Source organism: Pseudomonas sp. JV414 (assembly GCF_032424305.1).
Taxonomy (GTDB): Bacteria; Pseudomonadota; Gammaproteobacteria; order Pseudomonadales; family Pseudomonadaceae; genus Aquipseudomonas; species Aquipseudomonas lini.
Genome location: NZ_VYKC01000016.1, coordinates 1 through 19,104, shown reverse-complemented (window position 1 = coordinate 19,104; position 19,104 = coordinate 1). Strand labels below are relative to the sequence as shown.

The following is a 19,104-nucleotide window of genomic DNA, read 5'->3' as shown; positions in this document are numbered from 1 at the left end:
CTGACACCACTCTTTATAAGGACCTGACATGAGCAAGACTCGTATTGCCTTTATCGGAGCCGGCAACATGGCCGCCAGCCTGATCGGCGGCCTGCGCGCCAAAGGTCTGGACACCGCGCAAATCCGCGCCAGCGATCCGGGTGAAGAAACCCGTGCCCGCGTGAGCGCCGAACACGGCATCGAAGTGTTTGCCGACAACGCCGACGCCATTCAGGGCGTGGACGTGATCGTGCTGGCGGTCAAACCGCAGGCGATGAAAGCCGTTTGCGAAGCCATTCGCCCAAGCCTCAAGCCGAATCAACTGGTGGTCTCGATTGCAGCCGGCATCACCTGCGCCAGCATGAAAAACTGGCTTGGCGCCCAGCCTATCGTGCGCTGCATGCCTAACACCCCGGCGCTGCTGCGTCAGGGCGTGAGCGGTTTGTTCGCCACCGGCGAAGTGAGCGCCGAACAACGCCAGCAAGCTGAAGAGCTGCTGTCGGCGGTTGGCATTGCTCTGTGGCTGAACGAAGAACAGCAACTGGATGCGGTCACGGCCGTTTCCGGAAGCGGCCCTGCGTATTTCTTCCTGCTGATCGAAGCCATGACCGCCGCGGGCGTGAAGCTCGGCCTGCCAGCGGACATCGCCGCGCAACTGACCGTGCAAACCGCTTTGGGTGCTGCACACATGGCAGTCGCCAGTGATGTCGACGCGGCTGAATTGCGTCGTCGCGTGACGTCGCCTGCGGGCACCACCGAAGCGGCGATCAAGTCGTTCCAGGCCGGCGGCTTCGAAGCCCTGGTAGAACAAGCACTCGGCGCCGCTGCGCACCGTTCGGCCGAGATGGCTGAGCAACTCGGCCGCTAATCAGCTCTTACAAAGGAATCAATGATGCTCGGACTCAATGACGCTGCCATCTTCGTAATTAAAACCTTGGGCAGCCTGTACCTGCTGATCGTGCTGTTGCGCTTCATCCTGCAATTGGTTCGGGCGAATTTTTACAACCCGCTCTGCCAGTTCATCGTGAAAGCCACTCAACCGCTGCTCAAGCCCCTGCGCCGGGTAATCCCGAGCATGTTCGGGCTGGACATGTCGTCACTGGTACTGGCGCTGATTGTGCAGATGGTGCTGATAGCCGTCATCCTGCTGCTCAAAGGCTTCGAGGTCGATTTGCTGCTGTTGGTGCCTTGGGCACTGATCGCCATCTTCTCGCTGTTTTTGAGTGTTCTGTTCTACGCGATGATCATCAGTGTGATTCTGTCCTGGGTTGCCCCGGGGAGCCACAATCCGGGCGCAGAGCTGGTCGCACAGATTACTGAACCGGTACTCGCCCCGTTCCGCCGGATCATTCCAAACCTGGGTGGCCTCGACATTTCGCCGATCTTCGCGTTTATCGCGATCCAGTTGGTGCAAAGCTGGCTGATTCCACGCCTTGCGTACTTTGCCCTCATGCCTCAGGGACTGCTCGGCCTGATCTGATGAGCTACTTTCGCTGGGACGGTGATGATCTGATTCTGGAATGTCACCTGCAACCGGCGGCCCGCAGCGATGATTTCTGCGGGCTGCATGGTGATCGCCTGAAGATCCGCCTGACCGCACCGCCCGTTGAAGGCAAGGCCAATGCGTACCTGATGGCGTTTCTGGCCAAGGCGTTCGGGGTTTCCAAGAGTCAGGTGAGCTTGATCAGCGGAGAGCTGAACCGGCAGAAGCGGGTGCGGATCTGTTCGCCGAAGAAGCTGCCGGATTTGCCAGGATTGTCGCGTTAATCCGAATGACCGCGTCATCGTTCATCGCGGGCAAGCCACGCTCCCACATTGGAATGCGTAACCCTGTGGGAGCGTGGCTTGCCCGCGATGGCCGCACCTCGGTCTGACGGGAACGCAATCAGGCCCGGCCTTTGCTTGCCGCTAGCCACAGCGGTCTTTAGACTTACGCCTCATTTCAATGAGAGCAGGGTCGATGCCAGCTGCCTTCCCCCCCGATTCTGTTGGTCTGGTGACGCCGCAAGTGGCGCACTTCAGTGAACCCCTGGCCTTGGCCTGCGGACGTTCGCTGCCCGCGTATGACCTGATCTACGAGACCTACGGCACGCTGAACGCTACGGCGAGCAATGCCGTGCTGATCTGCCACGCCTTGTCCGGTCACCATCACGCTGCCGGCTTCCACAGCCCCGACGACCGCAAACCCGGTTGGTGGGACAGCTGCATCGGCCCCGGCAAACCGATCGACACCAACAAGTTCTTCGTGGTCAGCCTGAATAATCTCGGCGGGTGCAACGGTTCCACCGGCCCCAGCAGCGTCAATCCGGAAACCGGCAAGCCATTCGGCGCCGATTTCCCGGTACTGACCGTGGAAGACTGGGTCCACAGCCAGGCACGCCTCGCCGACCTGCTCGGCATCCACCAATGGGCGGCGGTGATCGGTGGCAGCCTTGGTGGCATGCAGGCCTTGCAGTGGACCATCACCTACCCGGATCGCGTGCGGCACTGCCTGGCCATCGCCTCGGCGCCGAAACTGTCGGCACAGAACATCGCATTCAACGAAGTCGCACGCCAGGCGATCCTCACCGACCCGGAGTTCCACGGCGGCTCGTTCCAGGAAGCGGGTGTGATCCCCAAGCGCGGGCTGATGCTGGCGCGGATGGTCGGGCACATCACGTACCTGTCCGACGACTCCATGGGCGAGAAATTCGGTCGCGGCCTTAAGAGCGAAAAGCTCAACTACGACTTCCACAGCGTCGAGTTCCAGGTCGAAAGCTACCTGCGCTATCAGGGTGAGGAATTTTCCGGACGTTTCGACGCCAACACCTACCTGCTGATGACCAAGGCGCTGGACTACTTCGACCCGGCAGCGAACTTCGACGATGACCTGGCAAAAACCTTCGCCAATGCCACGGCCAGGTTTTGCGTGATGTCCTTCACCACCGACTGGCGCTTCTCCCCTGCCCGCTCGCGGGAACTGGTGGATGCGCTGATGGCGGCCAGGAAAGACGTCTGCTACCTGGAGATCGACGCTCCGCAAGGCCACGACGCCTTCCTGATTCCGATCCCGCGTTATTTGCAGGCCTTCAGCAATTACATGAACCGTATAGCGCTTTGAGGAAGACATGAGAGCCGATCTGGAAATCATCCAGGAATGGATCCCCGCCGGCAGCCGCGTGCTCGACCTCGGTTGCGGTGACGGCGAGTTGCTGACCTGGCTGCGTGACCACAAACAGGTTACCGGCTATGGCCTGGAAAACGACCCGGACAACATTGCCGAGTGCGTGGCCAAGGGCATCAACGTCATCGAGCAGGATCTGGACAAGGGCCTGGGCAACTTCGCCAGCAACAGCTTCGACGTCGTGGTCATGACTCAGGCACTGCAAGCGGTGCATTACCCGGACAAGATCCTCGACGAAATGCTGCGGGTCGGGCGTCAGTGCATCATCACCTTCCCCAACTTCGGTCACTGGCGCTGCCGCTGGTACCTGGCGAGCAAGGGCCGGATGCCGGTCTCCGATTTTCTGCCGTACACCTGGTACAACACGCCGAACATTCACTTCTGCACCTTCGAAGATTTTGAGGCGCTGTGTCGCGAACGTGAAGCCAAGGTCATTGATCGACTTGCCGTGGATCAACAGCATCGGCATGGGTGGGCCAGTAAGCTATGGCCTAATCTGTTAGGTGAGATCGGCATCTATCGCGTCAGCAGCCCCGGTCTGCCGGACCACAAGGTCGCGGTCTGAATCACGACACTTCGAGGAGAATGATCATGGGTCGTCTAGCACTGTTTTTACTTACTGCCTGCCTGAGCGCCACCGCCATGGCCGCCGACGTTATCAAGGGCGAACGCAAGGAAACCTTTGGCGACGTGACGGTGCATTACAACACCTTCAATTCCACCTTCCTGACACCGGATATCGCCAAAGCGGCCGAGCTGAACCGCAGCAAGAATCAAGGCGTGATCAACGTCTCGGTACTCAAGGAAGGTAAACCACAGACGGCTCAGGTCAGCGGCACGGTCAAAGACCTGACTAGCCAAAGCATCCCGTTGAAGTTCAAACAGATCACTGAAACAGGCGCGGTCTACTACATCGCCCAGTTCCCGGTGGATCAGCAGGAAATCCGCACCTTTGACATCAAGGTGCAGACCGGCGACAAAACCAACACTATCAGTTTCCAACAAGAGCTTTTCCCTGGCCAATGATGAATTTCACGCAACTCGTACTGGCCAGCCATAACGCCGGCAAACTCAAGGAACTCCAGGCCATGCTCGGCGAATCGGTGCATTTGCGCTCGATCGGCGAGTTCAGCAGCGTCGAGCCTGAAGAAACCGGCCTGTCGTTCGTCGAGAACGCCATTCTCAAGGCCCGCAATGCCTCGCGCATTTCCGGCCTGCCAGCCTTGGCCGACGATTCGGGGCTGGCGGTGGATTTCCTCGGCGGTGCGCCGGGTATCTATTCGGCCCGTTACGCCGACGGTAAAGGCGATGCGGCGAACAACGCCAAACTGCTCGACGTGTTGAAAGACGTGCCCGAAGCCGAGCGCGGTGCGCAGTTCGTCTGTGTGTTGGCATTGGTGCGTCATGCCGACGATCCGTTGCCGATTCTCTGCGAAGGCCTGTGGCATGGGCGCATCCTGACCCAGGCCAGCGGTGAGCACGGTTTTGGCTACGATCCACTGTTCTGGGTGCCGGAGCGCGAGTGCTCCAGCGCCGAGCTGAGCCCGAGCGACAAGAACCTCATCAGCCACCGCGCCCGTGCAATGGATCTGCTGCGCCAGCGTCTGGGCCTGAAATGATCCATGACTCGTCCGCGTCGCCGCTGATCTTCGGCGGCGCCGCACAATCGCCTCGAGCGGCCCTGCCCGTGTTGCCGCCACTGGCGTTGTACATCCACATCCCGTGGTGTGTACGCAAATGCCCTTATTGCGACTTCAACTCCCACACCGCCAGCCCCGTGTTGCCGGAAGAAGAATATGTCGACGCCTTGCTGGCCGACCTCGATCAAGACCTGCATGCGGTCTATGGCCGTGAGCTGAGTTCGATTTTCTTCGGTGGCGGCACGCCAAGCCTGTTCAGCGCCGAGGCTCTGGGCCGTTTGCTCAAGGGTGTCGAGCAACGTATTCCGTTTGCCAGCGACATTGAAATCACCCTGGAAGCCAACCCCGGAACGTTCGAGCAGGAGAAGTTCCGCGCCTACCGGGCGCTGGGCATCAATCGCCTGTCGATCGGCATCCAGAGCTTTCAGGAAGAGAAACTCAAGGCCCTGGGGCGGATTCACAACGGCGACGAAGCCGTGCGTGCCGCCGGCATGGCCCGTCAGGCCGGTTTCGACAACTTCAATCTGGACCTGATGCATGGTTTGCCCGATCAGTCGCTGGACGATGCCCTGAACGACCTGCGCCAGGCCATTGCCCTGAAGCCGACGCACCTGTCCTGGTATCAGCTGACGCTGGAACCGAACACGGTGTTCTGGAACCAGCCGCCGACGCTGCCGGAAGACGACACCCTGTGGGATATTCAGGAGGCCGGTCAGGCACTGTTGGCCGAACACGGTTACGCGCAATACGAAGTCTCGGCCTATGCCCTGCCCGGTCGTCTGGCGCGGCATAACCTCAATTACTGGAGTTTCGGCGACTTCATCGGCATCGGCGCCGGCGCCCACGGCAAGCTCAGCCATCCGGACGGGCGCATCGTGCGCACCTGGAAGACCCGCCTGCCGAAGGACTACCTCAACCCGGCCAAAAGCTTCCAGGCCGGCGAGAAAGCCCTGACCAACGAAGAGCTGCCGTTCGAGTTCCTGATGAACGCCTTGCGCCTGACCGAGGGCGTCGAAGCGCGGTTATATCCAGAGCGCACCGGGCTGCCTCTGGAAAGCCTGGCTGAAGGCCGGCGCGAGGCCGAACAAAGTGGCTTGTTGCAGGTCGAACCGTCACGTCTGGCGGCCACATTGCGCGGACAACTCTTTCTCAATGACTTGCTGCAGAATTTTCTGACATAAGGAAATCGAATGGATCTGGTACTCGACCTGCTCGCCACCGTGTCCCGCTGGAGCCGTAGCAACCTGTCGGAAATCTCTCTGGCGCTGGTGGGCTGTCTGCTGGTGCTGTTTGGCGCCGACATCAAAGGCTGGGTCGACCAACGCCTGGGCAGCATCGCCGGCGCCTTGCGCGTCCCGCTGATGGCCCTGCTGTGCATGGTCGGCAGCGGCGTGGCGCTGATCTATGCAACGCCATGGATCATCAAAGGCCTGAGCCAGTTCAACAACTACAGCCTGGCACCGGTGTTGTTGGTGGTGCTGGTGTTGATCGGCGTCGTAGCTGATCGTCGCTGAATTCGAATTGCACACAAAACAATGTGGGAGCGGGCTTGCCCGCGATGAGGCCATAACATTCAACATCTTTTGTTGACTGTCAAACCGCCATCGCGGGCAAGCCCGCTCCCACAGGTTTTACGCCAGTTTTTCGAACTTCAGATCCCACACGCCGTGCCCAAGACGTTCGCCGCGGCGTTCGAACTTGGTGATCGGCCGTTCGGTCGGGCGCGGGACGCATTTGCCGTCTTCGGCGAGGTTGCGATAGCCCGGGGCGACGTTCATCACTTCCAGCATGTACTCAGCGTACGGTTCCCAGTCAGTGGCCATGTGTAACACACCGCCGACCTTCAACTTGCTGCGCACCAGTTCAGCGAACGACGCCTGCACGATACGACGCTTGTGGTGACGGCTCTTGTGCCACGGATCCGGGAAAAACAGCATCAGGCGATCGAGGCTGTTGTCGGCGATGCAACGGTTGAGCACTTCGATCGCATCGCAATCGTAAACGCGCAGGTTGGTCAGGCCCTGAGTCAGCACGCCATTGAGCAGCGCGCCGACACCCGGACGGTGAACCTCAACGCCAATGAAATCCTGCTCCGGCGAGGCCGCGGCCATTTCCAGCAGCGAGTGGCCCATGCCGAAGCCGATTTCCAGCGAGCGCGGTGCCGAGCGTCCGAACACCTGATCGAAGTCCACCGGCGCATCGGCCAAAGGCAGTACGAACAGCGGCGTACCTTGGTCCAGACCGCGCTGCTGGCCTTCGGTCATGCGCCCGGCGCGCATCACGAAACTCTTGATGCGGCGGTGTTGGCGCTCTTCGCCTTCTTCCGGCTGGATAGGCGTTTCGTTTGATTCAGTCATCAATGGCTCTTACTTGATCAGACCATCCAGCGGCGAGGAGGCGCTGGCATAGAGTTTTTTCGGCATGCGGCCGGCGAGGTAGGCCAAGCGACCTGCAACGATGGCGTGTTTCATGGCTTCAGCCATCATGATCGGCTGCTGGGCATGGGCGATGGCCGAGTTCATCAGCACCGCTTCACAGCCCAGTTCCATGGCGATGGTGGCGTCGGAGGCAGTACCGACACCAGCATCCACCAGCACCGGAATTTTCGCTTCTTCGAGGATGATCTGCAGGTTGTACGGGTTGCAGATCCCCAGGCCCGTGCCGATCAGACCGGCCAGCGGCATCACCGCGATAACGCCGATTTCCGCCAGTTGACGGGCGATGATTGGGTCATCGCTGGTGTAGACCATCACGTCGAAACCTTCCTTGACCAGCACTTCGGCGGCCTTGAGGGTTTCGATCACGTTGGGGAACAGGGTTTTCTGGTCCGCCAGCACTTCCAGCTTCACCAGGTTGTGGCCACCGAGCAGCTCACGGGCCAGACGGCAGGTGCGCACAGCCTCGGTAGCGTCGAAGCAGCCGGCGGTGTTAGGCAGGAAGGTGTAGCGATCTGGCGACAGGACTTCGAGCAGGTTCGGTTCGCCCGGGTTCTGGCCGAGGTTGGTGCGGCGCACGGCGAAGGTGACGATCTCGGCACCCGAGGCTTCGATGGCCAGGCGGGTTTCTTCCATGTCACGGTACTTGCCGGTACCTACCAGCAAACGCGACTGGTAAGTACGACCGGCCAGGACGAAGGGCTTGTCGCTACGAACGATGCTCATGGGAAATCCTCTGTAGGGATGAGGTTCTTGCAGAATTCTGTGCCCTTAAGGGCCGGACGACTAGCCGCCGCCGATAGCGTGAACCACTTCGACGGAATCGCCGTCGTTCAGCGTGGTTTCTGCATGCTGGCTGCGCGGGACGATATCCAGATTGAGTTCGACCGCCACCCGGCGTCCGGTCAGTTCCAGACGGGTCAGCAGGGCCGCAACGGTTTCACCGTCGGGCAGTTCAAGGGATTCGCCGTTCAATTGAATGCGCATACCGAATGCCGCCATCATTTTTAGGGGCTGGCATTCTAGCCCGATCAGTCAGGCCGACCCAAGCCATTCGTCACGAAATGGACCGCGTGGTCAGCTCAACCGCCAGGCGGCAAGCCCCAGGCAAACCCAGCCGACCAGGAACGCCAGGCCACCGAAGGGCGTAACGATCCCGAGCTTGCTGATGCCCGTTATCGTCAGCAGGTACAGGCTGCCGGAAAACAACAGAATGCCGATAGCAAAGGATGCGCCGGCCCAGGTGATCAGTCGACCGGGAATTTGCGTGGCGAGCAGCGCTACACCCAGCAGCGCCAGGGTATGCACCAGTTGATAGGTGACACCCGTATGAAAAATCGCCAGGTACTCGGCGCTCAGGCGGCTTTTCAGGCCATGGGCGGCGAATGCGCCCAAGGCAACACCGGTGAAGCCGAAAAAAGCAGCCAGCATCAGGAAGCCACGCAACATGAAGAACTCCAGTCAGACTCGATCAACAGGGTCTGTATAATGGCCGGCTCAACGGGTTCGGCCAAGCCATCTCTATGCTGCAGTTAATTTTCCGTCGTTTCACAAAGGCCCTGCTCTGGTTCGCGGTCGGCAGTGTTTTGCTGGTGCTGCTGTTTCGGGTGGTGCCGCCGCCGGGAACGGCGCTGATGGTCGAGCGCAAGATCGAATCCTGGTTCGACGGCGAGCCCATTGACTTGCAACGCACCTGGAAACCCTGGGATGAAATCTCCGACGACCTGAAAGTCGCGGTGATTGCCGGTGAAGATCAGAAGTTTCCCGAGCATTGGGGCTTTGATATCGGCGCGATCCAGGCGGCGTTTGCGCATAACGAACGCGGCGGCTCGATTCGTGGCGCCAGCACCCTGAGCCAGCAAGTGTCGAAGAACCTGTTTCTGTGGTCTGGCCGCAGCTGGCTGCGCAAGGGCCTGGAGGTCTGGTTTACCGGGCTGATCGAGGTGTTCTGGCCCAAGCAGCGGATTCTTGAGGTGTACCTCAACAGCGTCGAGTGGGATGAAGGCGTGTTTGGCGCCGAAGCGGCGGCTCGGCATCACTTTGGCGTGGGCGCTCGTTCGATATCCCGACAGCAGGCGAGTTTGCTGGCTGCGGTACTGCCGAACCCGCGGGTGTGGAGTGCCAGCCATCCAACCTCTTACGTTGCAAGACGCGCCGGGTGGATTCGGCAGCAGATGAGTCAGTTGGGTGGGGACAGCTATCTGCTCGGGCTCAACGATTCGCGCCGGGCACCTTGGGCGCAATGATCTGGATTCGAGTCGACAGGTAGAAAAAGATCGCAGCCTTCGGCAGCTCCTACATAGGAATGCGAAACCCTGTAGGAGCTGCCGAAGGCTGCGATCTTTTGATCTTCAAACGAAAACGCCCCGATCAATGATCGGGGCGTTTTTTATTGCCGGTGCGCAGGTTACGCGGCGATCGACAACTTGAGCTTGTTCATCGCGCTCTTCTCGAGCTGACGAATACGCTCGGCCGACACGTTGTACTTCTGCGCCAGGTCGTGCAGCGTGGCTTTTTCTTCTGCCAGCCAACGCTGGTAGAGGATGTCGCGACTGCGGTCGTCCAGCACTTCAAGCGCTTCGTGCAGGTTGTGGTTCGAGTTGTCGCTCCAGTCAGCATCTTCCAGTTGACGGGCCGGATCGTACCGGTGGTCTTCCAGATAGTTGGCCGGCGACTGGAATGCACTGTCGTCGTCCGCTTCCGCGGCCGGGTCGAAAGCCATGTCATGGCCGGTCAGGCGACTTTCCATCTCGCGCACTTCCCGCGGCTCTACGCCGAGGCTTTCCGCCACGCGATGGACTTCCTCGTTGTTCAGCCAGGCCAGACGTTTCTTCTGGCTGCGCAGGTTGAAGAACAACTTGCGCTGAGCCTTGGTGGTCGCGACTTTCACGATCCGCCAGTTGCGCAGGATGAACTCGTGGATTTCCGCCTTGATCCAGTGCACCGCAAAGGACACCAGGCGTACACCCATTTCCGGGTTGAAACGCTTGACCGCTTTCATCAGGCCGACGTTGCCTTCCTGGATCAGGTCAGCCTGGGCCAGGCCGTAGCCGGAATAGCTACGGGCAATGTGTACGACAAAACGCAGGTGGGCGAGCACCATCTGCCGAGCCGCCCCCAAATCCTGCTCATAATAGAGACTCTCGGCCAGTTCACGCTCCTGCTCCGGCGTCAGCAATGGAATGCTGTTCACCGTGTGCACATAGGCCTCCAGGTTCGCACCCGGGACCAGAGCATATGCAGGTTGCAAAGAATTGGTCATACGAAAAAACCTCCGACTTACCTAACTCGTGCAGTTCAGCACTGCGAAAATTGACCGGAAACCAAAAAACAAGTTCCCATAAACGCTGAAAGGTCAATACGAGCAAAATGATATTACTTTGGCGCAAGCTCCCGCAGGTGGCGTGCGACTGCAATCCATGCACCGATATACCCCAACAGCACCGCGCCAAGCAAGAGCGATAGACCGTCGGCAACTGGCACTCCGGCCAGCGCAAAATCACTGCCGTATAAACCGGCCAGTCCAACCACCGCGTCGTTCAGCCAGTTCAGGCCGAACGCCAATACACCCCAGGAAAGAATCCCCGCACCAAAGCCATAAAGCGCACCCATATACAGAAAGGGCCTGCGCACATAGCTGTCAGTGCCGCCGACGAGTTTAATCACTTCTATCTCTGTGCGGCGGTTTTCAATATGAAGACGAATGGTATTGCCTATCACCAAAAGTAATGCAGAAACCAAAAGCACGGTCAGACCGAAGACAAATCGGTCGCCCAGCTTGAGGATGGCTGCCAGACGCTCGACCCAGACTAGATCAAGTTGCGCCTGTTGTACCTTCGGCAATTCGGAAAGTTTTTGTCTCAATGCTTCAAGCGCAGGCTTGTCGACCTCGTTCGGGGTCACCAGGACCACGCCCGGCAGCGGGTTTTCCGGGAGTTCCTTGAGCGCTTCGCCCAGTCCGGACTGCTGCTGGAACTCTTCCAGCGCCTGATCGCGACCCACGTATTCGGCCTCGGCCACGCCCGGCATACCCTTGATCTGCTCACGCAACGACTCGCCCTGTTCAGGGCTGGCATCGAGTTGCAGGTACAGGGAAATCTGCGCCGCACGCTGCCAGGAACCGCCGAGACGCTCGACGTTACTTAGCAAAAGTGACAGGCCCATCGGCAAGCTGAGGGCAACTGCCATCACCATGCAGGTGAAAAAGCTGCCGATCGGGTGTTTACCCAAGCGGCGCAAGCTGTCCAGCAAACTCGCACGATGGCTTTCAACCCAGGCGCGGAACAGCGTAGAGAAGTCCGGGCCATCGTCATCGTCGCGCTTTTTCTTCTGCTGCTGCGGTTGCGGATCGGCGGCCTTGGGGGCCACGCGCTCGGAAACCTTGGGGCTACGTGTTGCACTCATACGCCAGCCTCCCCGTCGCCGATCAATCGGCCACGCTGCAGGGTGAGCATGCGATGACGCATGCGGGCAATCAGTGCCAGGTCGTGACTGGCGATCAGCACGCTGGTGCCCAGACGGTTGATGTCTTCGAACACGCCCATGATTTCTGCCGCCAGACGCGGGTCGAGGTTACCGGTCGGTTCATCCGCCAGCAGCAAGGCCGGGCGGTGAACGATGGCGCGGGCGATGCCGACGCGTTGTTGCTGGCCGGTGGACAGGTCGCCGGGGTAGAGATCGGTTTTGTCCGAGAGCGCCACGCGCTCCAGCGCCGAGTCCACGCGCTTGGCGACTTCGGCCTTGGACAGGCCAAGGATCTGCAAAGGCAATGCGACGTTGTTGAACACCGTGCGATCGAACAGCAGCTGGTGATTCTGGAACACCACGCCGATTTGCCGGCGCAGGAACGGAATCTGCGCATTGCTGATGGTGCTCAGGTCTTGCCCTGCCAACAGCAATTTGCCGGTGGTCGGACGTTCCATGGCCAACAACAGCCGCAACAAGGTGCTTTTACCGGCGCCGGAATGGCCGGTGACAAACAAGAATTCGCCCCGACGGACTCGAAAGCTCAGCTCATGCAAGCCGACGTGACCATTCGGGTAGCGTTTACCGACCTGTTCGAAACGAATCATGAACGCTCCCGCTCGGCAAACAATGCCTGGACAAAGGGTTCTGCTTCAAAAGTACGCAAATCGTCGATGCCTTCGCCGACGCCGATGTAGCGAATCGGCAAGCCAAACTGCTTGGCCAGGGCGAAAATCACCCCGCCCTTGGCGGTGCCGTCGAGTTTGGTCAGCGCCAGGCCGGTCAGTTCGACGGTCTGGTTGAATTGCTTGGCCTGGTTGATGGCGTTCTGGCCGGTACCGGCGTCGAGCACCAACAGCACTTCGTGCGGCGCATCGGCGTCGAGCTTGCCGATCACCCGGCGAACCTTTTTCAGTTCTTCCATCAGGTTGTCTTTGGTGTGCAAACGACCAGCGGTGTCGGCGATCAGCACGTCAATGCCACGGGCCTTGGCGGCCTGCACGGCATCGAAGATGACCGAAGCCGAGTCGGCGCCGGTGTGCTGGGCGATCACCGGAATCTTGTTGCGCTCACCCCAGACCTGCAATTGCTCGACCGCGGCGGCGCGGAAGGTGTCACCGGCGGCGAGCATGACTTTCTTGCCTTCCAGTTGCAGCTTCTTCGCCAGTTTGCCGATGGTGGTGGTCTTGCCGGCGCCGTTGACGCCTACCACCAGAATCACAAATGGCTTGTTCTGGGAGGTGATTTTCAGCGGTTGTTCGACCGGTTTTAGCATCGCTGCCAGTTCGGCTTGCAGGGATTTGTACAACGCGTCGGCATCGGCCAGTTCTTTGCGGGCGACTTTCTGGGTCAGGCGTTGAATGATCACCGACGTCGCTTCGACGCCAACATCGGCGGTCAGCAGGCGGGTTTCGATGTCTTCGAGCAACTCGTCATCGATGATTTTCTTGCCGAGGAACAGGCTGGCCATGCCCTCGCCAATGCTGGCGCTGGTCTTGGACAAACCTTGTTTGAGGCGAGCAAAGAAACCGGCTTTGGACTCTTCGGTACGCACAGGCTCGACCGGAGTTTCCACTGGAGCAACAGGCGCGACGGGCGTGGCGACAACAGGATCGATAACCGGTACAGGTGCAGGCTCTGGCGCTTGAACAATCGGAGCAGCCGGAGCAGGAGCAACAAATACAGGCACTTCAGGCTCTGGAGCAACCGGCGCAGGCGCAGCCACGAATACAGGCACAACGACCGGCTCAACCACTGGCGCCTGAACCGGCTCAGGAGCAAACGCAGTCGGGGCCGGAATCGGCGGCGTGATGTGAGCTGCTTGCTCATCTTCGACCAATGCCACCGGCTCTTCCGCCACCGGCAACGTCAACCACGGCTCGGCGGCTGGCGTCAGCGGCAATGGGGCCACGACTACGGTTTCAGGTTCAGGCGCAGGCTCGGCCGCGGATTGCAGCACCGGCTCGGCGATCGGCAGGGCAATCGGCGCGGGCACTTCTTCCATGACCGGCGTCGGTGTTGGCTCAGGAAGTGGTTGTGGCTGTTCGACAACGGGTTCCTGCGGCTTTTTGCGCAGCCATCCGAACAGGCTTTTCTTTTCGCCAGCCGCAGCTGGGGTCTTCTTGTCGTCGTTGGAACCAAACATGGAGGACGGCTATCTCACGGTAGCGACGCGCCAAAGGGCGCCTCGGCAATAAATAATTCGATGCAGAACAGACTGCGATTCATCCAGCTTGTTCACGCGCAACATTTTGTCGAGGTACCAACGGCACCTCAAAGGTTGATTAATACGAAGGACTGGAACAGCATCGTCGGCGAAAACGCAGAGTTTAGCTGACAAACTCAAAGCCCAAGCCGCAAACCCAAACAACCTACTGACCGATCAAAGGCCTGATAGGCGTGGCCGCCAGTAAAACGGATCAGTATCCTAGCACCCTCTCGCCCGCCGACGCTAAGACCAAGCGGGCAGCCCCAAAGGTTTAAAAACGAATGAATGCTCTAGCCCGCCGCGCTGCAGGCCTGCTGTTCAGCACAGTTTGTCTGCCACTTTCAGCCCTGGCTGCCGATCCACAACCCACCCACGAATTCACCCTCGACAACGGCCTGAAGGTCGTCGTACGCGAAGACCATCGTGCGCCGGTCGTCGTTTCCCAGGTCTGGTACAAGGTCGGCTCAAGCTATGAGACCCCAGGCCAGACCGGGCTGTCCCATGCGCTGGAACACATGATGTTCAAGGGCAGCGAGAAGGTCGGCCCCGGCGAAGCGTCGCTGATCCTGCGCGACCTCGGCGCCGAAGAGAACGCCTTCACCAGCGACGACTTCACCGCGTATTATCAGGTTCTGGCCCGCGACCGTCTGGGCGTGGCCTTCGAGTTGGAAGCCGACCGCATGGCCAACCTGCGCTTGCCGGCCGAAGAGTTCACCCGCGAGATCGAGGTGATCAAAGAAGAACGTCGCCTGCGCACCGACGACAAGCCGATGTCCAAGGCCTACGAACGCTTCATGGCCATGGCCTACCCCGCCAGCGGTTATCACACGCCGACTATCGGTTGGATGGCGGACCTCGACCGCATGAAGATCGAAGAACTGCGCCACTGGTATCAATCCTGGTATGTGCCGAACAACGCTACCCTGGTGGTGGTCGGTGACGTGACCCCGGATGAAGTCAAAACCCTGGCCCAGCGTTACTTCGGCCCGATCGCCAAGCGCGAAGTGCCTCCCGCGAAAATCCCGTTGGAACTGGCCGAGCCCGGCGAACGCAAGATCACCTTGCATGTGCAGACCCAATTGCCGAGCCTGATGCTGGCCTTCAATGTGCCGAGCATCGCCACCGCTGAAGACAAGCGTTCGGTGAACGCTCTGCGCCTGATCTCCGCACTGCTCGACGGCGGCTACAGCGGCCGGATCCCGACGCAACTGGAACGCGGCGAAGAGCTGGTGTCTGGCGGTTCGTCAAGCTATGACGCCTACACCCGTGGCGACAGCCTGTTCACTTTGTCGGCCACGCCGAACACCCAGAAGAAGAAAACCATGGCCCAGGCGGAAGCCGGCCTGTGGAAACTGCTCGAACAGCTGAAAACCACCGCGCCGTCCACCGAAGAGCTGGAGCGCGTGCGAGCACAGGTCATTGCCGGCCTGGTCTACGAGCGTGACTCGATCACCAGCCAGGCCACCGCCATCGGCCAACTGGAAACCGTCGGGCTGTCCTGGAAACTGATGGACACCGAACTCGCCGACCTGGAAAGCGTGACCCCGCAAGACATCCAGAAGGCCGCCAAACTGTATTTCACTCGCGCACGTCTCAGCGTCGCCCATGTACTGCCACAGGAGACGACTCATGAGTGAGCGTAAGAAACCGCGCTTGGCCCTGATCGGCCTGATCGTCATTGCACTGCTCGGGTCCGCTGCCTTCTATTTGTCCAAGTCTGACGAAACCAGCGCCAGCGAAGCCCTCGACAAAGCCAAGTCCAGCCAGAAATTGCAATCGCTGGCCGAGCTCGACGGCAAGGCACCAAGCCGTCGCTCGCTGAACGTGCAGACCTGGAACACCGCCGAAGGCGCCAAAGTGCTGTTCGTCGAAGCCCGTGAACTGCCGATGTTCGATATGCGCCTGATCTTCGCCGCTGGTAGCAGCCAGGACGGCGATGCATCCGGCCTGGCACTGTTGACCAACGCCATGCTCAACGAAGGTGTGGCTGGCAAAGACGTCGGCGCTATCGCCCAGGGCTTCGAAGGCCTGGGAGCCGACTTCGGTAACGGCGCTTATAAAGACATGGCGATTGCCTCGCTGCGCAGCCTCAGTGCCGCGGACAAACGCGAGCCTGCCTTGCAGCTATTCGCCGAGGTCGTCGGCAAACCGACCTTCCCCGCCGACTCGTTTGCCCGCATCAAGAACCAGATGCTGGCCGGCTTCGAATACCAGAAACAGAACCCCGGCAAACTCGCCAGCCTGGAGCTGATGAACCGCTTGTATGGCGATCACCCGTACGCGCATTCCAGCGACGGCACGGCGAAAAGCATTCCACCGATCACCCTGGCGCAGTTACGGGCCTTCCATCAGAAAGCCTACGCCGCCGGCAACGTGGTGATTGCGCTGGTGGGTGACCTGTCGCGCGCCGAGGCCGAGGCGGTTGCCGCACAAGTGTCCGCCGATCTGCCCAAAGGGCCGGCCCTGGCGAAAATCGAACAACCGACCGACCCCAAGTCCAGCATCGGTCACATCGAGTTTCCATCCAAGCAAACCAACCTGATGATCGCGCAACTGGGCATCGACCGTGACGATCCGGATTACGCAGCATTGTCGCTGGGCAATCAGATCCTTGGCGGCGGTGGCTTCGGCACCCGGTTGATGAGCGAAGTGCGCGAGAAGCGCGGCCTGGCCTATGGCGTGTATTCGGGTTTCAGCCCGATGCAGGTTCGCGGCCCGTTCATGATCAACCTGCAAACCCGCGCCGAGATGAGCGAAGGCACGCTGAAACTGGTGCAGGACGTGCTCGCCGACTACCTTAAAACCGGCCCCACCGAGAAAGAACTCGACGACGCCAAGCGTGAATTGGCCGGCAGCTTTCCGCTGTCCACCGCCAGCAACGCCGATATCGTCGGGCAGCTCGGCGCCATGGGTTTTTACAACTTGCCGCTGAGCTACCTGGAAGACTTCATGCAACAGTCCCAGAACCTGACCGTCGAGCAAGTCAAAACCGCATTGAACAAACACCTGAGCACGGACAAACTGGTCATCGTCAGCGCTGGCCCGACCGTGCCACAAAAGCCTTTGCCGGCCCCCACAGACAAACCTGCCGAGCAACCGCTCGGGGTTCCGGAGCATTAATGGCCACTCGCCCGAAAAAACCTGTCCACAACGTACATAACGGTGTGAATCAACTGCGCATCATCGGCGGTGAATGGGGCAGCCGAAAGCTGAGCTTCCCTGATGCGCCAGGCTTGCGTCCAACGCCGGACCGAGTCCGTGAAACCCTGTTCAACTGGCTCGCGCCTTATGTCGCAGGGGCCAAGGTATTCGACCCATTTGCCGGTAGCGGCGCGTTGTTTCTCGAGGCTTTGTCCCGTGGCGCAGCAATGGGCCAGGCACTGGATGCCAGCAACATTGCGGTATCCAGCATCAAGGAACATCTGGGCACCCTGCGCTGCACCACCGGCCAGGTACAGACTGCCGACGCCTTGCGCTATCTGGAAACCCAGCCGGCCACGGCGTTCGATCTGGTGTTTCTCGACCCGCCGTTCAATCAGAATCTGTTGCCGGCCGTTTGCACTTTGCTCGAAGAGCGTCATTGGCTGAGTGACGATGCGTGGGTCTACACTGAAAGCGAAACGGCACCGTCGATATTGGGTTTGCCAGAAAATTGGCGCCTGCATCGGGAGCAAAAATCCGGACGGGTGTATTACGCGTTGTGGCAACGTATGGCAGGGATCGCCGGTTAGTCCGGCCTGTAAAAACGGTGCGAAGCTCAGTCAGTTAACGCTGCGGGTAAGCACCGCTGCATCGAGAGCAATCGTGTCCCATCTGCCAGAACGCTTCACCCCCGCCTTCACGCCCGCCTACGGTCTGGGCAATCCGCATTTACAAACCCTGTGGGGACCGCTATGGCGAAAAACCACGCATATCGACCGCGAGCGCGAACGTTTGTGGCTCGAAGACGGCGACTTCCTTGACCTGGACTGGCACGGCCCCCACAGCACGACTGCGCCGCTGGTGTTGGTGCTGCACGGCCTGACCGGCTCATCGAACTCGCCTTATGTGGCCGGGGTGCAAAAGGCGCTGGGTGCCCAGGGTTGGTCCAGCGTCGCGCTGAACTGGCGCGGCTGCTCCGGCGAGCCCAATCTGTTACCGCGCAGTTACCATTCCGGGGCCAGTGAAGACCTGGCGGAAACCATCAAGCACCTGCGGACCCAGCGCCCCCTCGCGCCACTGTATGCGGTCGGTTATTCCATGGGCGGCAACGTGTTGCTCAAGCATCTGGGCGAAACCGGCAGCAACAGTGGTGTGCTAGGCGCCGTGGCGGTGTCGGTGCCGTTTCGCCTCGATCATTGCGCCGATCGTATCAGTCAGGGTTTTTCCAAATTCTATCAAGCGCATTTCATGCGGGAGATGGTCGCCTACATCAAAAACAAGCAGCGCAAGTTCCAGCATGAAGGGCATCAGGATGGCCTGGCGGCATTGGCGGCGCTGGGCTCGCTGGAGAATATGCGCACCTTCTGGGATTTCGATGGCCGGGTCACCGCACCGCTGAATGGTTTCGCCGATGCCGCGGATTACTATCGCCGCGCTTCGAGTCGTTATTTCCTTGGAGAGATTCGCACACCAACCCTGATTATCCAGGCGGCCGACGACCCATTTGTCTTTCCTCATAGCCTGCCGCAAGCCGACGAATTGTCTGCCTGCACGCAATTCGAGTTGCAGGCCAAGGGTGGGCATGTCGGCTTCGTCGAGGGCTCGTTCCGGCAACCGGGTTACTATCTGGAGCGGCGCATTCCCCAATGGCTCGCCACCACAGGACGCAAGTAAACCATGGGTTCGGATCAGGGCGAGTCGATTCACTTCTGGCAAACGGCGCCATTGGCCGGCGTCGAGTTGTTGTCCGCACGCTACATCGAACACCGCTTCGCCCCCCATGTGCATGACGGCTATGTGATCGGCATGATCATGGCCGGCGCCCAGCGTTATCGCTATCGAGGCGCCGAGCATCTGGCAGGCAGTGGCACGCTGGTGCTGATCAATCCGGATGAACTGCACACCGGCCACAAAGGTACGGAAGACGGTTGGTTGTACCGGGCGTTTTATCCCGACAGCGGGCAGATTCTTTCACTGCTGGACGAGCTCGAACTGCCGACCGATACCTTGCCGGCGTTTGGCGCCACGTTGTATCGCGATCCAGATCTGGTGAAGGGGTTCTGCCAACTGCAT

The 19,104-nt window shown here is 60.1% G+C and carries 23 protein-coding genes; 15 read left to right on the top strand and 8 right to left on the bottom strand.

Annotated features, from left to right (window positions below; genetic code table 11):
- Window positions 1-28: 28 nt before the first annotated feature.
- The 9 genes from proC to F6R97_RS16530 all read left to right on the top strand — a co-directional run bounded on the left by proC (window position 29) and on the right by F6R97_RS16530 (window position 6,296).
- Window positions 29-847: a pyrroline-5-carboxylate reductase gene (gene proC / locus F6R97_RS16570; protein ID WP_038980974.1), complete on the top strand. Its 819-nt coding sequence runs from the start codon at window positions 29-31 to the stop codon at window positions 845-847.
- 24 nt (window positions 848-871) lie between these two features.
- The gene (locus F6R97_RS16565; protein ID WP_038980972.1) at window positions 872-1,459 is read left to right on the top strand and encodes a YggT family protein; all 588 of its coding nucleotides are present in this window, start codon (window positions 872-874) and stop codon (window positions 1,457-1,459) included.
- The gene (locus tag F6R97_RS16560; protein ID WP_038980970.1) at window positions 1,459-1,746 is read left to right on the top strand and encodes a DUF167 domain-containing protein; all 288 of its coding nucleotides are present in this window, start codon (window positions 1,459-1,461) and stop codon (window positions 1,744-1,746) included. Before F6R97_RS16565 ends, F6R97_RS16560 begins: the two co-directional genes overlap by 1 nt.
- A 193-nt stretch (window positions 1,747-1,939) precedes the next feature.
- On the top strand, window positions 1,940-3,079 hold the full coding sequence (locus F6R97_RS16555; RefSeq protein WP_038980969.1) for a homoserine O-acetyltransferase: 1,140 nt from the start codon (window positions 1,940-1,942) through the stop codon (window positions 3,077-3,079).
- 7 nt (window positions 3,080-3,086) lie between these two features.
- Entirely contained in the window at window positions 3,087-3,707 is a 621-nt protein-coding gene (metW, locus tag F6R97_RS16550) for a methionine biosynthesis protein MetW (protein ID WP_038980968.1), read from the top strand.
- A 26-nt stretch (window positions 3,708-3,733) separates the two neighbouring features.
- Window positions 3,734-4,168 carry a DUF4426 domain-containing protein gene (locus F6R97_RS16545; protein ID WP_038980967.1) on the top strand — a complete coding sequence of 145 codons (435 nt, stop codon included), beginning with the start codon at window positions 3,734-3,736 and terminating at the stop codon, window positions 4,166-4,168.
- Window positions 4,165-4,761: an RdgB/HAM1 family non-canonical purine NTP pyrophosphatase gene (gene rdgB / locus F6R97_RS16540; protein ID WP_048396340.1), complete on the top strand. Its 597-nt coding sequence runs from the start codon at window positions 4,165-4,167 to the stop codon at window positions 4,759-4,761. Before F6R97_RS16545 ends, rdgB begins: the two co-directional genes overlap by 4 nt.
- On the top strand, window positions 4,758-5,963 hold the full coding sequence (gene hemW, locus F6R97_RS16535; protein WP_315866830.1) for a radical SAM family heme chaperone HemW: 1,206 nt from the start codon (window positions 4,758-4,760) through the stop codon (window positions 5,961-5,963). The genes rdgB and hemW overlap by 4 nt, the downstream gene beginning before the upstream one ends.
- Before the next feature lie 9 nt (window positions 5,964-5,972).
- Window positions 5,973-6,296, top strand: coding sequence for a DUF3392 domain-containing protein (locus F6R97_RS16530; RefSeq protein WP_007897907.1), 324 nt, complete (start codon window positions 5,973-5,975; stop codon window positions 6,294-6,296).
- A gap of 117 nt (window positions 6,297-6,413) precedes the next feature.
- On the opposite strand, the gene trmB is transcribed toward F6R97_RS16530, so the two are convergent.
- The 4 genes from trmB to F6R97_RS16510 all read right to left on the bottom strand — a co-directional run bounded on the left by trmB (window position 6,414) and on the right by F6R97_RS16510 (window position 8,666).
- Window positions 6,414-7,139 carry a tRNA (guanosine(46)-N7)-methyltransferase TrmB gene (trmB, locus tag F6R97_RS16525; RefSeq protein WP_315866829.1) on the bottom strand — a complete coding sequence of 242 codons (726 nt, stop codon included), beginning with the start codon at window positions 7,137-7,139 and terminating at the stop codon, window positions 6,414-6,416.
- A gap of 9 nt (window positions 7,140-7,148) precedes the next feature.
- Window positions 7,149-7,943, bottom strand: coding sequence for a thiazole synthase (locus F6R97_RS16520; RefSeq protein ID WP_008068101.1), 795 nt, complete (start codon window positions 7,941-7,943; stop codon window positions 7,149-7,151).
- Between the two features lie 60 nt (window positions 7,944-8,003).
- Window positions 8,004-8,204, bottom strand: a complete 201-nt coding sequence (gene thiS, locus F6R97_RS16515) for a sulfur carrier protein ThiS (RefSeq protein WP_007897898.1) — start codon at window positions 8,202-8,204, stop codon at window positions 8,004-8,006.
- A gap of 90 nt (window positions 8,205-8,294) precedes the next feature.
- Entirely contained in the window at window positions 8,295-8,666 is a 372-nt protein-coding gene (locus tag F6R97_RS16510) for a DUF423 domain-containing protein (RefSeq protein ID WP_038980963.1), read from the bottom strand.
- A 74-nt stretch (window positions 8,667-8,740) separates the two neighbouring features.
- On the opposite strand from F6R97_RS16510, the gene mtgA reads away from it, so the two are divergent.
- Window positions 8,741-9,463: a monofunctional biosynthetic peptidoglycan transglycosylase gene (mtgA, locus tag F6R97_RS16505; protein ID WP_050682257.1), complete on the top strand. Its 723-nt coding sequence runs from the start codon at window positions 8,741-8,743 to the stop codon at window positions 9,461-9,463.
- Window positions 9,464-9,624: 161 nt separating this feature from the next.
- Here mtgA and rpoH read toward each other — a convergent pair whose 3' ends face one another.
- The 4 genes from rpoH to ftsY form a co-directional block, all read right to left on the bottom strand.
- A complete protein-coding gene (rpoH, locus tag F6R97_RS16500; protein ID WP_007897890.1) occupies window positions 9,625-10,479 on the bottom strand; it encodes an RNA polymerase sigma factor RpoH in 855 nt (284 codons plus the stop codon).
- Window positions 10,480-10,592: 113 nt separating this feature from the next.
- Window positions 10,593-11,621: a permease-like cell division protein FtsX gene (ftsX, locus tag F6R97_RS16495; RefSeq protein WP_038980961.1), complete on the bottom strand. Its 1,029-nt coding sequence runs from the start codon at window positions 11,619-11,621 to the stop codon at window positions 10,593-10,595.
- On the bottom strand, window positions 11,618-12,289 hold the full coding sequence (gene ftsE, locus F6R97_RS16490) for a cell division ATP-binding protein FtsE (RefSeq protein WP_007897888.1): 672 nt from the start codon (window positions 12,287-12,289) through the stop codon (window positions 11,618-11,620). The genes ftsX and ftsE overlap by 4 nt, the downstream gene beginning before the upstream one ends.
- On the bottom strand, window positions 12,286-13,827 hold the full coding sequence (gene ftsY / locus F6R97_RS16485) for a signal recognition particle-docking protein FtsY (RefSeq protein WP_038980960.1): 1,542 nt from the start codon (window positions 13,825-13,827) through the stop codon (window positions 12,286-12,288). Before ftsY ends, ftsE begins: the two co-directional genes overlap by 4 nt.
- Window positions 13,828-14,171: 344 nt before the next feature.
- Here ftsY and F6R97_RS16480 point away from each other — a divergent pair, with 344 nt between their 5' ends.
- The 5 genes from F6R97_RS16480 to F6R97_RS16460 form a co-directional block, all read left to right on the top strand.
- Window positions 14,172-15,527, top strand: a complete 1,356-nt coding sequence (locus F6R97_RS16480) for a pitrilysin family protein (RefSeq protein ID WP_315866828.1) — start codon at window positions 14,172-14,174, stop codon at window positions 15,525-15,527.
- Window positions 15,520-17,010, top strand: coding sequence for a M16 family metallopeptidase (locus F6R97_RS16475; RefSeq protein WP_038980955.1), 1,491 nt, complete (start codon window positions 15,520-15,522; stop codon window positions 17,008-17,010). The genes F6R97_RS16480 and F6R97_RS16475 overlap by 8 nt, the downstream gene beginning before the upstream one ends.
- Window positions 17,010-17,621: a 16S rRNA (guanine(966)-N(2))-methyltransferase RsmD gene (gene rsmD, locus F6R97_RS16470; protein ID WP_315866827.1), complete on the top strand. Its 612-nt coding sequence runs from the start codon at window positions 17,010-17,012 to the stop codon at window positions 17,619-17,621. The genes F6R97_RS16475 and rsmD overlap by 1 nt, the downstream gene beginning before the upstream one ends.
- Window positions 17,622-17,694: 73 nt before the next feature.
- Window positions 17,695-18,705, top strand: coding sequence for a hydrolase (locus tag F6R97_RS16465; RefSeq protein WP_048396336.1), 1,011 nt, complete (start codon window positions 17,695-17,697; stop codon window positions 18,703-18,705).
- Between the two features lie 3 nt (window positions 18,706-18,708).
- Window positions 18,709-19,104 (top strand): AraC family ligand binding domain-containing protein (locus F6R97_RS16460; RefSeq protein WP_315866826.1); only part of this gene is annotated, 396 nt, incomplete at its 3' end.